Source organism: Cellulosimicrobium sp. Marseille-Q4280, from assembly GCF_943181405.1.
GTDB lineage: Bacteria > Actinomycetota > Actinomycetes > Actinomycetales > Cellulomonadaceae > Cellulosimicrobium.
Genome location: NZ_CALPBY010000003.1, coordinates 463472 through 480199, shown reverse-complemented (window position 1 = coordinate 480199; position 16728 = coordinate 463472). Strand labels below are relative to the sequence as shown.

The 16728-nt window shown below is 75.1% G+C and carries 17 protein-coding genes; 11 read left to right on the top strand and 6 right to left on the bottom strand.

All coding sequences use genetic code 11. The features are described 5' to 3' along the window. Positions 1 to 188 precede the first annotated feature (188 nt). Positions 189 to 1217, bottom strand: a complete 1029-nt coding sequence (locus NFS20_RS10440) for a CNNM domain-containing protein (RefSeq protein ID WP_251151699.1) — start codon at positions 1215 to 1217, stop codon at positions 189 to 191. Then, positions 1214 to 2629 (bottom strand): hemolysin family protein, encoded by a 1416-nt coding sequence (locus tag NFS20_RS10435; protein ID WP_251151698.1) that lies wholly within the window; start codon positions 2627 to 2629, stop codon positions 1214 to 1216. Before NFS20_RS10435 ends, NFS20_RS10440 begins: the two co-directional genes overlap by 4 nt. A 233-nt stretch (positions 2630 to 2862) precedes the next feature. Here NFS20_RS10435 and NFS20_RS10430 point away from each other — a divergent pair, with 233 nt between their 5' ends. Continuing rightward, complete coding sequence (locus tag NFS20_RS10430) at positions 2863 to 4041, top strand: D-alanine--D-alanine ligase family protein (protein ID WP_251151697.1); 1179 nt, start codon at positions 2863 to 2865, stop codon at positions 4039 to 4041. Between the two features lie 63 nt (positions 4042 to 4104). On the opposite strand, the gene NFS20_RS10425 is transcribed toward NFS20_RS10430, so the two are convergent. Then, entirely contained in the window at positions 4105 to 4650 is a 546-nt protein-coding gene (locus NFS20_RS10425) for a DUF3515 family protein (protein ID WP_353050445.1), read from the bottom strand. Positions 4651 to 4764: 114 nt separating this feature from the next. On the opposite strand from NFS20_RS10425, the gene NFS20_RS10420 reads away from it, so the two are divergent. Next, positions 4765 to 5784, top strand: a complete 1020-nt coding sequence (locus NFS20_RS10420) for a thiamine-phosphate kinase (protein WP_251151696.1) — start codon at positions 4765 to 4767, stop codon at positions 5782 to 5784. A gap of 63 nt (positions 5785 to 5847) precedes the next feature. Here NFS20_RS10420 and NFS20_RS10415 read toward each other — a convergent pair whose 3' ends face one another. Beyond that, positions 5848 to 6363, bottom strand: coding sequence for a GNAT family N-acetyltransferase (locus NFS20_RS10415; protein ID WP_251151695.1), 516 nt, complete (start codon positions 6361 to 6363; stop codon positions 5848 to 5850). A 164-nt stretch (positions 6364 to 6527) separates the two neighbouring features. Then, a complete protein-coding gene (rpmB, locus tag NFS20_RS10410; protein ID WP_251151694.1) occupies positions 6528 to 6719 on the bottom strand; it encodes a 50S ribosomal protein L28 in 192 nt (63 codons plus the stop codon). A gap of 275 nt (positions 6720 to 6994) precedes the next feature. Between rpmB and NFS20_RS10405 the strand changes: the two genes are divergently transcribed. The 3 genes from NFS20_RS10405 to rsmD are packed head-to-tail and all read left to right on the top strand — an operon-like array spanning position 6995 to position 11889. Then, on the top strand, positions 6995 to 8980 hold the full coding sequence (locus NFS20_RS10405) for a DAK2 domain-containing protein (protein ID WP_251151693.1): 1986 nt from the start codon (positions 6995 to 6997) through the stop codon (positions 8978 to 8980). Further along, positions 8977 to 11235 carry an ATP-dependent DNA helicase RecG gene (locus NFS20_RS10400; protein WP_251151692.1) on the top strand — a complete coding sequence of 753 codons (2259 nt, stop codon included), beginning with the start codon at positions 8977 to 8979 and terminating at the stop codon, positions 11233 to 11235. Before NFS20_RS10405 ends, NFS20_RS10400 begins: the two co-directional genes overlap by 4 nt. 48 nt (positions 11236 to 11283) lie before the next feature. Next, positions 11284 to 11889, top strand: a complete 606-nt coding sequence (gene rsmD / locus NFS20_RS10395; protein WP_251151691.1) for a 16S rRNA (guanine(966)-N(2))-methyltransferase RsmD — start codon at positions 11284 to 11286, stop codon at positions 11887 to 11889. Positions 11890 to 11940: 51 nt separating this feature from the next. On the opposite strand, the gene NFS20_RS10390 is transcribed toward rsmD, so the two are convergent. Further along, entirely contained in the window at positions 11941 to 12747 is an 807-nt protein-coding gene (locus NFS20_RS10390) for a GNAT family N-acetyltransferase (RefSeq protein ID WP_251151690.1), read from the bottom strand. A gap of 126 nt (positions 12748 to 12873) precedes the next feature. Here NFS20_RS10390 and coaD point away from each other — a divergent pair, with 126 nt between their 5' ends. The 6 genes from coaD (at position 12874) to mutM (ending at position 16721) form a co-directional block, all read left to right on the top strand. Further along, entirely contained in the window at positions 12874 to 13371 is a 498-nt protein-coding gene (coaD, locus tag NFS20_RS10385) for a pantetheine-phosphate adenylyltransferase (RefSeq protein WP_251151689.1), read from the top strand. 23 nt (positions 13372 to 13394) lie between these two features. Next, the gene (locus tag NFS20_RS10380; RefSeq protein WP_251151688.1) at positions 13395 to 14000 is read left to right on the top strand and encodes a hypothetical protein; all 606 of its coding nucleotides are present in this window, start codon (positions 13395 to 13397) and stop codon (positions 13998 to 14000) included. Positions 14001 to 14238: 238 nt separating this feature from the next. Next, positions 14239 to 14805, top strand: a complete 567-nt coding sequence (locus NFS20_RS10375) for a YceD family protein (RefSeq protein WP_251151687.1) — start codon at positions 14239 to 14241, stop codon at positions 14803 to 14805. A gap of 2 nt (positions 14806 to 14807) precedes the next feature. After that, positions 14808 to 15002 (top strand): 50S ribosomal protein L32, encoded by a 195-nt coding sequence (gene rpmF / locus NFS20_RS10370; RefSeq protein ID WP_251151686.1) that lies wholly within the window; start codon positions 14808 to 14810, stop codon positions 15000 to 15002. Positions 15003 to 15007: 5 nt separating this feature from the next. Beyond that, complete coding sequence (gene rnc / locus NFS20_RS10365; protein WP_251151685.1) at positions 15008 to 15763, top strand: ribonuclease III; 756 nt, start codon at positions 15008 to 15010, stop codon at positions 15761 to 15763. Beyond that, positions 15756 to 16721 (top strand): bifunctional DNA-formamidopyrimidine glycosylase/DNA-(apurinic or apyrimidinic site) lyase, encoded by a 966-nt coding sequence (gene mutM / locus NFS20_RS10360; RefSeq protein ID WP_251151684.1) that lies wholly within the window; start codon positions 15756 to 15758, stop codon positions 16719 to 16721. The genes rnc and mutM overlap by 8 nt, the downstream gene beginning before the upstream one ends. Positions 16722 to 16728: the final 7 nt, after the last annotated feature.

Sequence of the window (16728 nt, the reverse complement as noted above, 5' to 3'; positions counted from 1 at the left end):
GTCGCCACGTCCGCCACGGGGTCGCCGAGGTTCGCTTCTCCTGTCGGGTCGTGCACGTCGGTGTGCACGACTCCTCGCAGGCTAAGGAAAGGGTTTTCCCTCGTCAAGAGGAACGGTGCGTGCCGGGAGCACGACGAAGGGCCCCGGCGGTCCGACCGCCGAGGCCCCTCGTCACACCCTCCGTGGCGTCAGGAGAGCACCGCGACCGGCTCCTCGGGGTGCGGGAGGATCCGGCGCAGCACGTCGGCGAGGGTCACGACCCCGACGAACCGGTCGCCGTCCATGACCATCGCGAGCTGCTCGCTCGACTCGCGCATGCGCGCGAGCGCGGCGTACACCGTCGTGCCGGACTCGAGCACGAAGCCCGGCCGGGTGAGCTCGCGCGCGGGACGGTCGTCCGGCTCGACCAGCGTGTCGCGCACGTGCACGACGCGCGGGACCGCGCTGCCGTTCTGCAGGAGGATCCGCAGGTGGCCGGAGCGGGCCGACGCGGCGCGCACGTCGGACGCCGTGGCGTCCGACGGGACGGACGTCGGTCCGGCGCCCTCCGGGACGAGCGCGTCCACCGTGAGCGTCTCGAGCTCGAGCGCACCGGAGATCTGCACCCGGTACGACGCCTCGAGCGCGCCCACGTTCGCCGAGTGCTCCACCAGGTGGCGCAGCGTGGCCGGATCCTGGCCGCCGCCCTCGACGTTCTCCACCGGCTCGACGCCGACGGCACGGACGCACCGGTTCGCGAGCGCGTTGAGCCAGCGCAGCAGCGGGCGGAACGCCCACATGAACCCGCGCATCGGGAGCGCGAGCAGCGTCGCCGACCGCTCCGGGTGGGCGATCGCCCAGGACTTCGGTGCCATCTCGCCGATCACGAGGTGCAGGAACGTCACGATGATCAGCGCGAGCACGAAGCCCGCGACGTCGGCGACCCACAGCGGGGCGCCCCACGTCTCGAACACGGGGGTGAGCCAGTGGTGGACGGCGGGCTTGGTGATCGCGCCGAGCGCGAGCGTGCACGCCGTGATGCCGAGCTGCGCGCCCGCCATGAGGAGCGTCAGCTCGTTCGAGCTGCGCAGCGCCGCCCGGGCCGCGCGGCTGGTCGCCGCGGCGTCCTCGAGACGGTGCCGCTTGGCGCCGAGGAGCGCGAACTCCACGGCGACGAAGAACGCGCTGAGCGCGATGATCGCGACGGTCGCCGCGACGACGACCCCGGGGTTGCTCATCGGGTCTCCTCCTCGGCGATCGCCCGCGGGTCCGCGGCGGTCGTGGGTCTCTCGTCGGGCTCGTCGCCGCGGTGCTCCTCGAGCCGCACCCGCACGAGGTGCGGGACGTGGCGCTCGACCGACAGGACGTCGACGACGAGCGTGCGCGTGACCGGCTCGTCGTGGACGAGGTCGGCCGGGTCGAGGGGGAGCGGTACCTCGATGGTCTCGCCGGCCCGCGGCAGCGCACCGTGCTGCGCGATGAGGAGCCCGGAGACGGTCTCGTGGTCGCCGCGCGGCAGGTCGTGCCCGATGGCGCGCTCCGCCTCGTCGAGGTGGACGTCGCCGCCCATGATCCACACGTCGTCGTCCTCGGCGGTCACCGTGACGGGCTGCTCGGGGTCGTGCTCGTCGGTGATCTCCCCGACGACCTCCTCGGCCAGGTCCTCGAGCGTCAGGACGCCCGTGAACCCGCCGTACTCGTCGATGACGCACGCGAGCTGGTTGCGCGTGCTCGTGAGCTGCGCGAGCGCGTCGGGCAGCATCATCACGGTGGGCAGGACCACGGCGGGACGCATCAGGTCGGTGACCGGGGCGTCGTCGGGCAGCGACGTGGCGAGCAGGTCGGCGAGCTGGACGACGCCCAGCGGCTGGTCCGTCTCGTCGACCACGGGGTAGCGCGTGTGCGCGTGCGCCATGAGCTCGCGCACCTCGGCCACCGTGGCCTCCGGCCGGACCGTCCCGACGCGCGAGCGGGGGATCATGGCGTGCTCGACGTCCTGGTGGGGGAAGTCGAGGATCCGGTCGAGGAGCACGGACAGCTCGTCGGGCAGGTCGCCGCTCTCGCGCGACTCCGCGACGATGTGCTCGAGGTCGCGCGCCGTGGCGGTGCTGTCGACGTCGTGCACGGGCTCGATCTTCAGCAGGCGCAGGAGCGCGTTGGACGCCTTGTCGAACACGGCGATGAGCCAGCCGAACACCGTGAGGTAGGCGGTCGTCGAGCGGGCGAGCCCGCGCGCGAGCGGCTCGGGCCGTGCGATGGCCAGGTTCTTCGGGAACAGCTCGCCGAAGAGCATCTGGATGATGGTCGACAGCACGAGGGCGAGCACGGTGCCCACGGCGACGCCGACCCCGCTCGGGACACCGACGCCGCCGAGCATGGTGCCGAGGGACTCGCCGATCAGGGGCTCGGCGACGTAGCCGACGAGCAGCCCGGTCACCGTGATGCCGAGCTGCGCGCCGGACAGGACGAAGGAGGTGCGCCGGGTCACGGCGAGCGCGCGTCGCGCGGACTCGTCGCCCGCGGCGGCCTTCGCGCCGAGCCGTGACCGGTCGACGGTCATGTAGGCGAACTCCTGGGCGACGAAGTACGCCGTCGCGGCGGTGATCGCGAGGACCACGAGGAGTCCGAGGAGGAGGGACAGGAAGGTCATCACCGGGCCCGCACCGTCCTTCGGTCGTCGAGGACGCGGTGTCGCGTCCGGTCGCCCGGGCCGGTGCGGTCGGGACTATGGTCGGGGTCGTCGGCCGCCGGGGCCTCGAGAGTCATCTCTTCCACGAACGACCCCAACGCGGCAGCCTCTCGATTCGTTCCCGCTCCCGACGGGCGACCTCGTCGGGGAGGGCGCGGGGGCCGGAGGACGCGGGTCCGGTAGGGTCGTCCGCGATGTCCAGCCAGCAGCCCACCCAGCACAGCGCCGAGCCCGAGCGGGCTCCGGCCGCGGCCACCTCCACGCCCCGCAAGGTGCGCGTCCTGCTCCTCTTCGGCGGCCGCTCCGGCGAGCACGCCATCTCCGCAGCGACCGCCGCGGGGGTGCTCCGCGCGATCGACCGCTCGCGGTACGACGTCGTCCCGGTCGGCATCACGCCCGACGGCGGGTGGGTCTTGGCCGCGGACGAGCCCGAGCGCTGGGAGATCGCGGACGGCCGCCTGCCGCGGGTCGAGGCGACGGGCGAGGACGTCGTGCTCCCGCTCGCGACCGATCGCCGCGGCGTGCGCGTGCTCGCGCCGGGCGAGATCCCGCGCGAGCTCGGCGAGGTGGACGTCGTCTTCCCGCTGCTCCACGGGCCGTACGGCGAGGACGGGACCGTGCAGGGCCTCCTCGAGCTCGCCGACGTGCGCTACGTCGGCGCCGGTGTCCTCGCGTCCGCCGTCGGCATGGACAAGCACTTCATGAAGCTCGTCCTCGCCGGCCAGGGCCTGCCCGTCGCCCCGTACACGGTGATCCGGCCGGGCGAGTTCGAGCGCAACCCCGACGCGTGGACGCAGACCGTCGCCGGACTCGGGCTGCCCGTCTTCGTCAAGCCTGCCCGCGCCGGGTCGAGCCTCGGCATCTCCAAGGTGGACGACCTCGCCGACCTGCCGGCCGCGATCGCCGAGGCGCAGCGGCACGACCCGAAGGTGCTCGTCGAGGCCGGCGTCGTCGGGCGGGAGATCGAGTGCGCCGTGCTCGGCGGACGGGACGGCGGTCGCCCGCGCGCGTCGCTCCCCGGCGAGATCGTCGTCACAGGCGCGGAGCACGCGTTCTACGACTTCGAGGCCAAGTACCTCGACGAGGCAGGCGTCGAGCTCTCCTGCCCGGCCGACCTGCCCCCGCACGTCGTCGCCGAGGTCCAGGACGTCGCCGTGCGCACGTTCGAGGCCGTCGGGGCCGAGGGGCTCTCGCGCGTCGACGTCTTCGTGACCGCCGACGAGCAGGTCGTCGTCAACGAGATCAACACGATGCCGGGCTTCACGCCGTTCTCGATGTACCCGCGCATGTGGGAGAGGTCGGGCCTGTCCTACCCCGACCTCATCGACGAGCTCATCGCGCTCGCCCTCGAACGGCCCACGGGCCTGCGCTGATCCTGCCGCCGACCCTCGGAGGAGGGACGGCGCCGCCCCGCCCCGCGGCACTCCGACGGAGCGTCAGCCGGCGTCGGCGGCGCCGACGCACGCGCGCGTCTGCGGCACCTCGAGGACGGCGGGCGTGAGGTCGGCGACGAACGACGTCGAGTGGTTCGCGGCGACGGCCGGCGGCACGACGACCTGGACCGCCGGGTCGCGACCGTAGGTGGTGAAGGTCCACGTGCCCTCGCCGTCCTCGACCACGAGCCAGTCGACGGTCCCCGAGGTCGACTCGACGCTCTGGCACGCGGTCGTCGTCGGGCCGGGGACCTCGACGCCGCAGCGCAGCGTCACCGCCGCGCCCGGCTCGCCCCAGGCCGCGGTCGCCTGGCTCGTCGTGCCGACCTTCGGCAGGTCCTCGGCGAGCGCCTCCGGCACGGCGAGGACGACGTCCGCGCACAGGGGGTTCGCGGCGTCGTCGGCCACGGGGACCCCGATGCGGGGCGCGCACGCGCTCGCGGTGAGCACGACGGCCGCGACCACCGGGAGCAGGACGGCACGGCGCGGACGGCGGCGGTGCCCGGCGCGTGGGCGCGGGGCAGGTCGGGCGGGGGTGGTTCCGAGCACGCGACCACGGTAGTCGCCCGGGCGAGGTCCGCGTGAACGGCCGGCGCCGGGGACCGGTGGTCCGGGCGGAGCCGGCCGTGCGGCCGGTGGGCGGTCGACAGCTAGGGTGGCCGCGTGAGCGAGACGCCCCTGCTGGTCCGCGACGTGGCCGAGGAGGCCCTCCTCGCCCGGATCTTCCCCCTCCTGCCCGCCGCGCCGACGACGATCGTCGGTCCGGGTGACGACTGCGCCGTCGTCGCCGCTCCCGACGGCCGCTACGTCGTGTCGACCGACGTGCTCGTCGAGGACCGGCACTTCCGCCGCCGGTGGTCGAGCGGGTACGACGTCGGGTGGCGCGCCGCGGTGCAGAACCTCGCCGACATCGCGTCCATGGGCGCACGGCCCGCGGCGCTCGTCGTCTCGCTCGTCATGCCGGGCGACCTCCCCGTCGAGTGGGTGACGGGGCTGGCGCGCGGCCTCGCCGCGGCGTGCACACCCGTCGGTGCGGCCGTCGTCGGCGGGGACCTGTCGGGTGGTGACCAGGTCGTGGTGGCGGTGACGGTGCACGGCGACCTCGAGGGACGGGCGCCGGTGCTGCGCTCCGGCGCCCGACCGGGCGACGTCGTCGCCCTCGCGGGCACGCTGGGGCGCGCGGCTGCGGGCCTGGACCTGCTGGAGATCGGTCGGCCGGAGACCCCGCTCACGGACGCCTACCTCCGGCCCGACCCGCCGCTGGCGGCCGGGCCGCGCGCCGCAGACGCCGGTGCGACCGCGATGATGGACGTGTCCGACGGCCTGCTGCGCGACGCCGGACGCATCGCCCGTGCGAGCGGCGTGCGGATCGATCTCACGGGGGCGGCGCTCGACCCGCACCGCGCCGAGCTGCGCCTGCCCGCGCTGGTCGCCGCCGCAGAGGGCCTCAGCCAGCAGGCGGTCGCGGCGGGCGTGGACGGGTGGCGCGTCGTCGTCGAGGACTGGGTGCTCGCAGGGGGCGAGGACCACGCGCTGCTCGCGACGTTCCCGGCGGGCACGGCGCTGCCGGAGCCGTTCCGGGCCATCGGGACCGTGCAGGGAGCGGACGACGAGGGGCCGCGCGTCACGATCGACGGCGCAGGGGCGGACCGCGCGACGGGGTGGGACCACTTCGGCGCGTGAACGCGTGGCGTCGTCCGCCGACGACGCGGCCTGCGGCGAGCCGCGACGGGACGCAGGGGTGCGTCAGCTCCGGCGGTAGCGCACCGCGGTGAGGTCCTTGCCGCCGATGTCGTCGCGGCGCTCGACGCCGTCGGGCGTGAAGCCGTGGCGGCGGTAGAAGCGGCGGGCGCGCTCTGCGTCCTCGAGGACCCAGAGCGTCACCACGACGCCCGGGGGCACGTCGGCGAGCAGCGTGCGCATGAGGTCGCGCGCGACCCCGCGACCCCAGGACTCGGGGTCGAGGTAGATGGCGTAGATCTCGAGGTCGCCGACGTCGGCGTCCTCGTCGCGGCTCGGCCCGAGCGTCGCGAAGCCGATGGTCCGGCCGTCGGCGTCCGCGAGCCACGTCCGCGCGCCCGGCGTGGAGAGGCTCTCGACCCAGTGCTTCTCGCGCTGGTCGACGTCGAGCGAGGCCAGGTACTCGTCGGGCACGATCCCGGCGTACGCGCCGCGCCACGACGCGATGTGCACCGCGGCGATCGCGCTCGCGTCCCCGGGGCCGGCGGGGCGGATGGTTACCTCGCTCAGTTCCGTCACCATGGACAAAGCCTGCCATCGGGCAGCGGTTCCGCCAAACCGGTTTGTCCCGACCTTCAGGAGATCTCCGCAACCGGCGGCCCTGGGCGGGCGCGGGATCCGGGGCCGGGGACGACGAAGCGCCCGCCGGCGGGGCCGACGGGCGCTTCGTGGAGGCGTTCTCGCGATCAGGCGGGACGCGTGACCTTGCCGGCCTTGAGGCACGAGGTGCACACGTTGAGGCGCTTGGGCGTACCCGACACCACGGCGCGGACGCGCTGGATGTTCGGGTTCCAGCGGCGCTTCGTGCGGATGTGGGAGTGCGAGATGCTGTGCCCGAAGCCCGGGCCCTTGCCGCAGACGTCGCAGTTGGCAGCCACGGTTTCTCCTGATCGTCGTGCACGTCGCGCGCAGGCAGCCGCGACGTAGTGAATGGTCTGTGGGTTCTGCCCGGTCGTTCGCACGGCGTGAGGCGCGTACGGCGGATCGTCGTACGGCTTGTGGCGCGCGAAGCACCCGGGCAACCTCCTCAGGGTAGCCGATCGGGTGGCGTCTGCTCAAATGAGCGCCCGCGGCCAGGCCCCTGCGGCCGGGTTCGGGAGCAGAGACTACGGTGTTGCCGAGCATCGACCGACCAGCGAGGAGCCCGACCGACGTGAGCCGCCGTACCGACGTGATGGACGCCGCCGACGTCCTCGCGTGGGCCCGGGACGGCGTGGAGGCGCTCGGCGCGGCGCGTTCCGCGCTCGACCGTGTCAACGTCGTCCCCGTCGCCGACGCCGACACGGGGACGAACCTGTACCTCACCTTCCTCGACGCGACGCGTTCCCTCGGCACCTCCGTGGCGTCCGCGCCCTCGGGGGAGGCGCACGGGGGCAACCTGGCGGAGGCGCACGCGGGCGACCTGCTGGTCCGGCTCGCGCGGGGGGCGCTCGTGGGCGCGCGCGGCAACTCCGGCGTCATCCTCAGCGAGTACCTGCGCGGGCTCGCGGTCGCGCTCGCCCCGCACCGGACGGTGACGGGGACGGCGCTCGCCGCGGCCCTCGCCGCCGCCGCGCGCACGGCGCGGGGAGCGGTCGCCGAGCCGCTGCCGGGCACGATCCTCACGGCGGCTGACGACGCTGCCCGGGCCGCCGCGCACGCCGCGACTCCGTGGGCCGCGCACGCCGCGGACGCGCGGGCGGGTTCCGTACGGGTCGCAGGTCCTGCCGTCGTCGCGGGCGCCGCGCACGACGGTGCCCGGGCGGCCGCGCTGCGCTCGAGCACCGAGCTGGACGTCCTCGCGCGGGCGCGCGTGCTCGACGCGGGCGCGCTCGGGCTGACCCTGCTGCTCGGCGCGCTGCGGGTCGTGCTCGGCCGGGCTGCCTCCCCGCCGCCGAAAGACGCCCGTGCGCGCAGCGACCGCGGCCCGCGCACCGTCGAGGGCCCCGTACGGGACGTCGTGTCGGAGGTGCTCGACATGATGTCCGGCACGGCGCCGGTCCGAGGCGCCGACGACGGGCTCGGCGCGGAGGGTGCCGCGTCGAGCGAGGGAGGCGAGCTCGAGGTGATGTTCGTCGTCGAGGCGACCCGCCCGGTGCTGTCGTCCCCGGACGCCCGGACGGGCCCTGTCGACGTCGCGGGTCGCCTGCGTGCCGCGCTCGGAGGCATCGGCGACTCGGTCGTCGTGGTCGGAGGGCGGACCGTCGGCGGTCCAGGTCAAGGTCCAGATCTCGGTCCCGACGGCGTGGGACGGCCCGGAGGTCTGTGGCAGGCGCACGTCCACACCGACGACCCCGTCGCGGCGGTGACTGCCGGGCGCGCGGCGCTGCTGGCCTTCCCGCCCGGCGGCGCGTCCCTGCGGCAGGTGCGGGTGCGGCACCTGGTCGGCACGGGGCACGAGGCCGCGTCCCGCTCCGCGCTCGACCCTGCGAGTGGAGAGGGCGCCCTCGCGAGAGGAGAGTCCGTCCCGGACGACGGCGCCCCGGGAGACGCCGGCACGGCGCGGGGCGGCAGGGTCGGGCTCGTCGCCGTGACGACGGCACCGGGGCTCGTCGCCGACCTCGCGCGGGCGGGCGCCGTCGTGCTCCTGCGTGACCCGGGCTCGGAGATTGACGCCGCCGCGCTGCACCGCGTCGTCGTCGACACGGGTGCGTCGCACGTCGCCGTCCTGCCCGGCACCGACCTCGGGGGCGACCTCGTCGCCGCGACGCGCGCGGCGGTGCGGGCCGACGGCGTCGAGCGGCTCGAGGTGCTCGACGCCCCGTCGGACCTCCACGTCGTCGTCGCGCTCGCCGCGGCGCAGCTCGTGGACCACGGCGCGACGGGGGACGGGGACGGGACCGGCCTCGACGCGGCGCGCCGCGCGACCGTCTCGGTGCGCGTCGCCGTCGTCGAGACCTCCGGCGGGACGTCGGAGGACGACCTGCCTGCGGCTCTGGACGACGGGCTCGGCGAGGTCCTCGCCGGCCCCACCGAGATCCTCACGGTCCTCGCCGACGACGACGTCGCGCAGGCGGTGCTCGACGCGCTGGTCGGACGGGCGTCCGCCGGGGGAGCGGAGACCGTCGTCCTGCGGTCGGGGCGCGCGGGCGGGACGGTGACGCTCGGGGCGGAGCCGCCGGGCGGCGTCGGGCACGACGAGGGAGGTGTGACCGGATGACGGACCGCATGACCGAGCCGCTCGCCAAGGCGCTCGGGACGCGCAGCGCCGGGCCGCTCGCGAAGCTCGGGGTGCACACCGTCGGCGACCTCCTGGGCCACTACCCCCGCCGCTACGGCGACCCGGGCAAGCTCACCGACCTCGGCGGGCTCGCGCTCGGAGAGCACGTGACGATCGTCGCGCAGGTGCGCTCGGCGACCGTGCGGCGCATGCGCAACCGCGCCGGGGCGATCCTCGAGGCCGTCGTCACGGACGGCCCGCAGCAGCTCTCCCTGACGTTCTTCGCCAAGGGACCGGGGGCCCTGCGGTACCACGAGCAGCGCCTGGCCCCGGGGAGGCTCGGTCTCTTCACGGGCGTGGTCGGTGTCTACCGGGGCGCGCGTCAGCTCGCGCACCCCGACTACCGCATCATCGGCATGGACGACGACGCCGAGGACACCGAGAGCGCCGTCCTCGAGGCCAGCCGCCCCATCCCGATCTACCCCGCGAGCGGGAGCATCCCGAGCTGGAAGATCCAGCCCGCGGTGCGCACCGTCCTGGACCCGCTGCGCGAGGAGGACGTGCCCGACCCGCTGCCGGACGCGGTGCGCGAACGGCACGGCCTGGGCACGCGGCTCGAGGCGCTGCGCGACGTGCACGAGCCGTACGACGTGAAGCAGTGGCAGCGCGGGCGCGACCGCCTGCGCTACGAGGAGGCGTTCGTCCTCCAGGCGGCGCTCGCGGAGCGGCGTGCGCGGGCCGAGGCGGAGCCCGCGACGGCGCGGCCGCTGCGCGCGCCGGGGGAGCCCGGCATCCTCGCCGACCTCGACGCCGCCCTGCCCTTCGAGCTCACGCGCGGCCAGCGCGAGATCGGCGAGCAGGTCGCGCAGGACCTCGCCCGCTCGCGCCCGATGCAGAGGCTCCTGCAGGGCGAGGTGGGCTCCGGCAAGACGGTCGTGGCGCTGCGCGCGATGCTCCAGGTGGTCGACGCCGGCGGCCAGGCGGCGCTCCTCGCGCCGACCGAGGTGCTCGCGGCGCAGCACGCGCGCACGCTGCGCACCCTCCTCGGGCCGCTCGCGGAGGGCGGCTTCCTCGGCGGCGCGGAGCACGGGACGCGCGTCGCGCTCCTCACCGGGTCGCTCGGCGCGGCGGCGCGCAAGGAGGCGCTGCTCGACGCCGCGAGCGGGGCCGCCGGGATCGTCGTCGGCACGCACGCGCTGCTGTCCGAGAACGTGCAGTTCGCGGACCTCGGCCTCGTGGTCGTCGACGAGCAGCACCGGTTCGGGGTCGAGCAGCGCGACGCGCTGCGCGCCAAGGCCCGTACGAGCCCGCACCTGCTCGTCATGACCGCGACGCCCATCCCGCGCACCGTCGCGATGACGGTGTTCGGCGACCTGGAGACGTCCGCGCTGACGGAGATCCCCGCGGGCCGCGCCGGCATCACGACGCACGTCGTCCCGGCCGACAACCCGGCCTGGATGGACCGCACGTGGGCGCGTGTGCGCGAGGAGGTCGACGCCGGGCACCGCGCGTACGTGGTGTGCGCGCGCATCCACCCCGACGAGCCCGGAGACGACGCGCCGCGTGCCGGTGCGGAGGGGGACGACTACGACGAGCTGCCGGACTTCCTGCTCGAGGACGGCACGGCGGACGAGCGGGCCCCGCTGCGCGCGGTGCTCGAGGTCGCCGACGAGCTGCGGGCGCACCCGCGCCTCGCTGGCGTCGCGGTCGGGATCCTGCACGGCCAGATGCCGCCGGCGGAGAAGGACGCCGCGATGGCGGCGTTCGCGAGCGGCGAGGTCCAGGTGCTCGTGTCGACGACGGTCGTCGAGGTCGGCGTGGACGTCCGCGAGGCCACCGTCATGGTCGTGCACGACGCGGACCGGTTCGGCATCTCGCAGCTCCACCAGCTCCGGGGCCGCGTCGGCCGCGGGTCGGCGCCCGGGCTGTGCCTCCTCGTCTCGACCGCGCAGCCCGGGACGCCCGCGGCGACGCGCGTCGAGACCCTCGCGCGCACGAACGACGGCTTCGAGCTCGCGACGGTCGACCTCGAGCTGCGCAGCGAGGGCGACGTGCTCGGGGCCGCGCAGTCGGGGCGCGCGAGCTCGCTGCGGCTCCTGCGCGTCGTGAAGGACGCCGACGTCATCGCGACGGCGCGCGAGGACGCCGCGGCGGTCGTCGCCGAGGACCCGGGGCTCGAGCGCCATCCCGCGCTGCGCGCCGCGATCGCGGACCAGCTCGACCCCGAGCGCGAGGAGTTCCTCGAGCGCGCGTGACCGCCGCCCGCGCGGACCGCCACGCGGGCTCCTGGCTAGGCTGTGCGCGTGACGAGGATCGTGGCGGGGACCGTGGGCGGACGCACCATCCAGGTCCCGCCGCGAGGGACCCGCCCCACGAGCGACCGGGTCCGGGAGGCGATCTTCTCGCGCCTCGACCACTACGGCGTGGTCGACGACGCCCGCGTCCTCGACCTCTACGCGGGCTCGGGCGCCCTCGGGATCGAGGCGGCGAGCCGCGGGGCGCGCGAGGTCACGCTCGTCGACTCGGCGCGCGTCGCGGTCGACGTCGCCCGGCGCAACGTCGCGGCCCTGGGCCTGAGCGAGGTCCGGGTCGTCGCCCAGTCCGCCGAGACGTTCGCCGCGACGGCGGCCGCAGGCCCGGGCGCCACCGGGGCACCCTTCCACCTGGTGTTCCTCGACCCGCCGTACGACCTCGCGTCGGACGCGCTGGCCCGCGTGCTCGACCACCTGGCGGCGCCCGGGGTGCTCGACCCGGCGGCCGTCGTCGTCGTGGAGCGCTCGACCCGCACCGCCGAGCCGGCCTGGCCCACCGGGTGGGAGCTCCTCGCGCGCAAGGACTACGGCGAGACGGCCGTCTTCTTCACCGGACCGGTCGTCCCGGACGGCGAGGAGACGGCGACCCCGGGCTGAGGCGCCCCGTCCCGGACCGTCGAGCGAGACCGTGCGGCTCGGCGCCGTGCCTCAGGCTCCGGGCGCGTGGCGCTCGTCGTCGGACAGGAGACCCACGGCGACCCCGGCGAGCGCGTCGGCGTCGGTGGGGTCGACCAGCGCGACGCTCCCGTCCGCGGCATCGAGCAGCGCACGGGTCGCGCCGTCGTCGGCGACCCGGCCCTCGCTCTCCCTCAGGTTCTCTGCGAGGAACGCGCGCAGCGGACCGGCCGGGACCTCGTCGGGCAGGTCCGCGGCGTCCCGTGCGACGCCGTGGGGGAGCGCGACGAGCAGCAGGGCCGGCACGCGCTCCGCGCCCGGCCCGTCGCCCGGCTGGAAGTAGGGCACGTCCAGCACCCGGGCGCCGAGCCGCGCGTAGAAGCGGAGCCGTGCGGTGGGATCGCCGTGCGCGGCGCTCGCCGCGTGGTGGTCGGGGTGCTCGACCTCGGCGAGGACGAGCACCGGGTCGAGCGCGCGCGACCACGCGTCGAGCGCCGCGGCGAGCAGACGGCCACCGATGCCGCCGCCCCGGCGCCCAGGCGCGATCGCGAGGTACTGGACGAGGAGGACCCGGGTGGCGGGTGACCACGCGCCGACCACGCCCGCGACGACGCGGGCGTCCTCGACCACGCCGAGGCTCCGCAGCCGCCCCGACGCGTGCTCGGCGAGAAACGCGTCGACGCCGACCAGCTCCGCCGGAGGGAACGAGGGTTCGAGGACGTCGCGGTGGAGGGACGCCACGAGAGCGGGCGAGGCGAGCGGGACGACGTCCGGACCGGCGCCGGCAGCTCTCGACGTCTCGGGGATCGCACTCTCGGGGGTCGTGCTGTCCGGGCTCATGCGGACATCGTCCTGCGCCGGGTGCGGACGTGCAGCCCAGGTCGCCGCGAGCACGCCGGGCGGGCAGCCCCGCCGGCACGGTGCGTCGGTCCGGGCATCCGGGAGCCCGTGTACTACCGTGACGAGGTGACCGCAGCCGTCTGTCCCGGGTCGTTCGACCCGATCACCCTGGGCCACCTCGACATCGTGCGTCGCGCCCGCGCCCTCTTCGACGAGGTCGTCGTCGGCGTCGCGCGCAACGCGTCGAAGAACGCGCTCCTGAGCGCCGACGAGCGCGTCGCGCTCGCGCGGCGTGCCGTCGAGCAGGCGGGTCTGGACGGGGTGCGCGTCGAGGTCGTCCCGGGGCTTCTCGTCGACTTCTGCCGAGAGATCGGTGCGTCGGCCGTCGTGAAGGGCCTCCGCGGGGGCGCGGACTTCGACGCCGAGCTCCCCATGGCGCTCATGAACCGGCACCTGGCCGGCGTCGAGACGGTGTTCGTCGCCGGCGAGGCGTCGCTCATGCACGTCGCGTCGTCGCTCGTGAAGGACGTGGCCCGGCACGGCGGTCCGGTGGACGACCTCGTGCCCCCGGGTGTCGGGGACGCGGTACGGCAGGCGCTGGCGCGGGAGCGGGCGAGCAGGTGAGCACGACGGAGAGGACCGGACGGATGAGCGAGCACGACGTGGCGCGGACGCAGGACGGATCGACGGGTGTGCCGACCGGCGACGAGGCGCAGGCCGGCCTGCACACGATCCTCGACGACCTCGGTCACCTCGTCGAGAACGCGCGGACGATGCCGATGTCGGCGTCGGTCCTCGTGCACAAGGCGGACGCGCTCGCGCTCGTCGACGAGCTCCGTGCGGCGCTGCCCGAGCAGCTCGCCCACGCCGACGAGGTGCTCGCCGAGGCGGACGCCGTCCTCGAGGACGCTCACCGCCAGGCGGAGGAGATCCTCACGACGGCGCGTGCGCGGGCGATCGAGCTCGTCCAGGCGGAGCAGGTCGTCGTCCAGGCGCAGTCGCGGGCGCACGAGATCGTGGCCGAGGCGGAGAGCGCGGCCGAAGGGCTCCGCCGCGACGCCGACGACTACTGCGACCAGCGCCTCGCGGACTTCGAGGTCGACCTCGGCAAGGTGCTCGCGCAGGTCCAGGCGGGTCGCGCGAAGCTCGCGGGGCGCCTGGACGGTGCCGGCCGGGTCCCGGAACCGTCGCCCTTCCCGAGCACGATGGCTCCGCGGCCGACCGAACGGCCCGCCGCGCGGCCGGCGGGATAGCCGCCCCCGGATCTCGTTGGCCTCACCTCTCGCGGTGCCGTAAGATCGTCCTTTGGTTCGGTGAACTCGTCCTGCCGACCGTCGTGAGGCCCCCGCCGTGCTCCCGCACGGCACCGTCCCGCGTCGGTGACGGCACGACGTCGGCCCGACCGTCCCCGACACCGTCCGTTGCCTCCTCCTGCCCGGCAGGAGACCGATCCTGGAGCGCGCCATCGCCGCCGAGAAGACGTCGCCGCTCGTGCTCGACACGCACGAGCTCGGTCGGCGACCCGGAAGCATGCTCGACGTCCGGCGCACGGTCTCGGCGCCCGCGGACCTCGGCACGGCGGTCATCGGGATCCCCGAGGGCAGCGAGCTCGAGCTCGACCTGAGCCTCTCCGCCGTGATGGAGGGCGTGCTGGTCTCCGGAACCGTCTCCGGGCGGGCCGTGGGCGAGTGCGTCCGGTGCCTCGACGAGGTGACCGAGCCCGTGAGGGTCCAACTCACCGAGCTGTTCGCCTACCCCGAGCGGGCGCAGGCCGGGCGAGAAGGCGGAGACGGCCACGGTGAGTCCGAGGACGCCGAGGACGTCTACGAGCTCGACGGCGATCTCGCCGACATCGAGCCCGCGCTACGGGATTCCGTGGTGACTGCACTACCATTCAGTCCGGTGTGCCGTCCGGACTGCCCGGGCCTGTGCTCCGAGTGCGGAGCACGCCTCGCCGAGGACCCGGGGCACACGCACGAACTTGTCGACCCTCGGTGGTCGGCGCTGGAGAGCATGTTCGACACCTCGAACGTGTCCGACGAGACGAAAGAGAGCTAGCCGTGGCTGTTCCGAAGCGCAAGATGTCGCGCAGCAACACCCGTGCGCGTCGTTCGCAGTGGAAGACGACCGCCGCGAACCTCACGACCTGCCCGCAGTGCAAGGGCGACAAGCTGTCGCACGCAGCCTGCCCGACGTGCGGCACCTACAAGGCCCGCCAGTACGCCGAGGCGCTGCGCACCGAGCACGCAGGCTGAGGCGCGTGGCACCGGCTGCACCGGCAACCGGTCTGCTCGAGAAGCTCGGGGTCCAGCTGGACCCCGAGCTTCTCGTCCTTGCGCTCACGCACCGGTCGTTCGCGCACGAGAACGGCGGCATCCCGACGAACGAGCGCCTCGAGTTCCTCGGGGACACCGTGCTCGGGCTCGTCGTCACCGAGACGCTCTACCGCCGCCACCCCGATCTCTCGGAGGGTGAGCTCGCCAAGATGCGGGCCGCGACGGTGTCGCAGAAGTCCCTCGCGATCATCGCGCGCGCCCTCGACCTCGGGCGCTACGTCCTGCTCGGCAAGGGCGAGATCCGCACGCGCGGCAACGACAAGGACTCGATCCTGTCGGACACGGTCGAGGCCCTCATCGGTGCCGTCTACCTGAGCCACGGCCTCGAGCCCGCGCGCGGTCTCGTGCTGCGGCTCGTCGAGCCGCGACTCGCTGCCGCGGCCGACCTCGGCGCCGGGCTCGACTGGAAGACGTCGCTGCAGGAGGCGGCCGCGGAGGCGGGGATGAGCCCGCCCGCCTACTCGAGCGACGCCGTCGGGCCGGACCACGCCCGCGTCTTCACCTCGTACGTGCACCTGGACGGCCGGCTGTACGGGACGGGCAGCGGCACGGCGAAGAAGTACGCCGAGCAGGAGGCCGCGGAGCGCGCCTACCGGACGATCGCCGTCGAGCGCGCACAGGCCCTGGCCGGGCGGGCGGAGACGGACGGCGAGACGGCTACCGAGGGCGCGGGTGCCTGAGCTCCCCGAGGTCGAGACCGTCCGCGACGGTCTCGCACGGCACGTGCTCGGCAGCGTCGTGACCGACGTCGAGGTGCTGCGCGACTACAGCGTGCGCCGGCACGACGGCGGCCCGGCGGGCTTCCGCGACCAGCTCCTCGGGCTGCGCCTCGACGCCGCCGTGCGGCGCGGCAAGTTCCTCTGGCTCCCGCTGGGGTCACCGGCGTCGGCCCCGTCCGGCGGCGGCCGGACCTCTGCCGGCACCCGGCCCGCGGCCGCGCTGCTCGCGCACCTCGGCATGTCCGGCCAGCTCCTCGTGCGGTCGGACGAGGGGCTGGACGTGCGGTCACCGCACCTGCGGGTCAGGGTGCTGCTCGAGCCCGAGGGCGGCGGGGACGCGCAGGCGCTCGACTTCGTCGACCAGCGCACGTTCGGCCACCTGTCGGTCCAGGACCTCGTCCCCACGCCCGACGGCGCCCCGGGCGGCCTCGGCTCGGACCTCCCCGCCGTCCCGGGTCCGGTCGAGCACATCGCGCGCGACCTCCTCGACCCCGCCCTGCGGCGCGAGGTCGTGGTCGACGCGATCCGCCGTCGTCGGACCGGCGTGAAGCGCGCGCTCCTCGACCAGACGGTCGTGTCCGGGGTGGGGAACATCTACGCCGACGAGGCCCTGTGGCGCGCCCGCCTGCACTTCGCGCGCGCCACGGACACGCTGCGCCGCGCCGAGGCCCACCGCCTGCTCGACGCGGCCGCCGAGGTCATGTCCGAGGCCCTCGCGCAGGGCGGGACGAGCTTCGACGCGCTCTACGTGAACGTCAACGGGCAGTCCGGGTACTTCTCGCGCTCGCTCGCGGTGTACGGGCAGGAAGGTGAGCCGTGCCCTCGGTGCGGGACGGCGGTGCGCCGCGACGAGTTCATGAACCGCTCGTCGTACACGTGCCCGCGCTGCCAGCCCAGACCGCGCAACGGCCGCTGGTAAGGCGGTC

What these genes read in the sequence shown, in the direction of transcription:
- NFS20_RS10440 (WP_251151699.1), bottom strand. Translation starts at nt 1,217, where the DNA reads ATGAGCAACCCCGGGGTCGTCGTCGCGGCGACCGTCGCGATCATCGCG.
- NFS20_RS10435 (WP_251151698.1), bottom strand. Translation starts at nt 2,629, where the DNA reads ATGACCTTCCTGTCCCTCCTCCTCGGACTCCTCGTGGTCCTCGCGATC.
- NFS20_RS10430 (WP_251151697.1), top strand. Translation starts at nt 2,863, where the DNA reads ATGTCCAGCCAGCAGCCCACCCAGCACAGCGCCGAGCCCGAGCGGGCT.
- NFS20_RS10415 (WP_251151695.1), bottom strand. Translation starts at nt 6,363, where the DNA reads ATGGTGACGGAACTGAGCGAGGTAACCATCCGCCCCGCCGGCCCCGGG.
- NFS20_RS10400 (WP_251151692.1), top strand. Translation starts at nt 8,977, where the DNA reads ATGACGGACCGCATGACCGAGCCGCTCGCCAAGGCGCTCGGGACGCGC.
- NFS20_RS10390 (WP_251151690.1), bottom strand. Translation starts at nt 12,747, where the DNA reads ATGAGCCCGGACAGCACGACCCCCGAGAGTGCGATCCCCGAGACGTCG.
- NFS20_RS10380 (WP_251151688.1), top strand. Translation starts at nt 13,395, where the DNA reads ATGAGCGAGCACGACGTGGCGCGGACGCAGGACGGATCGACGGGTGTG.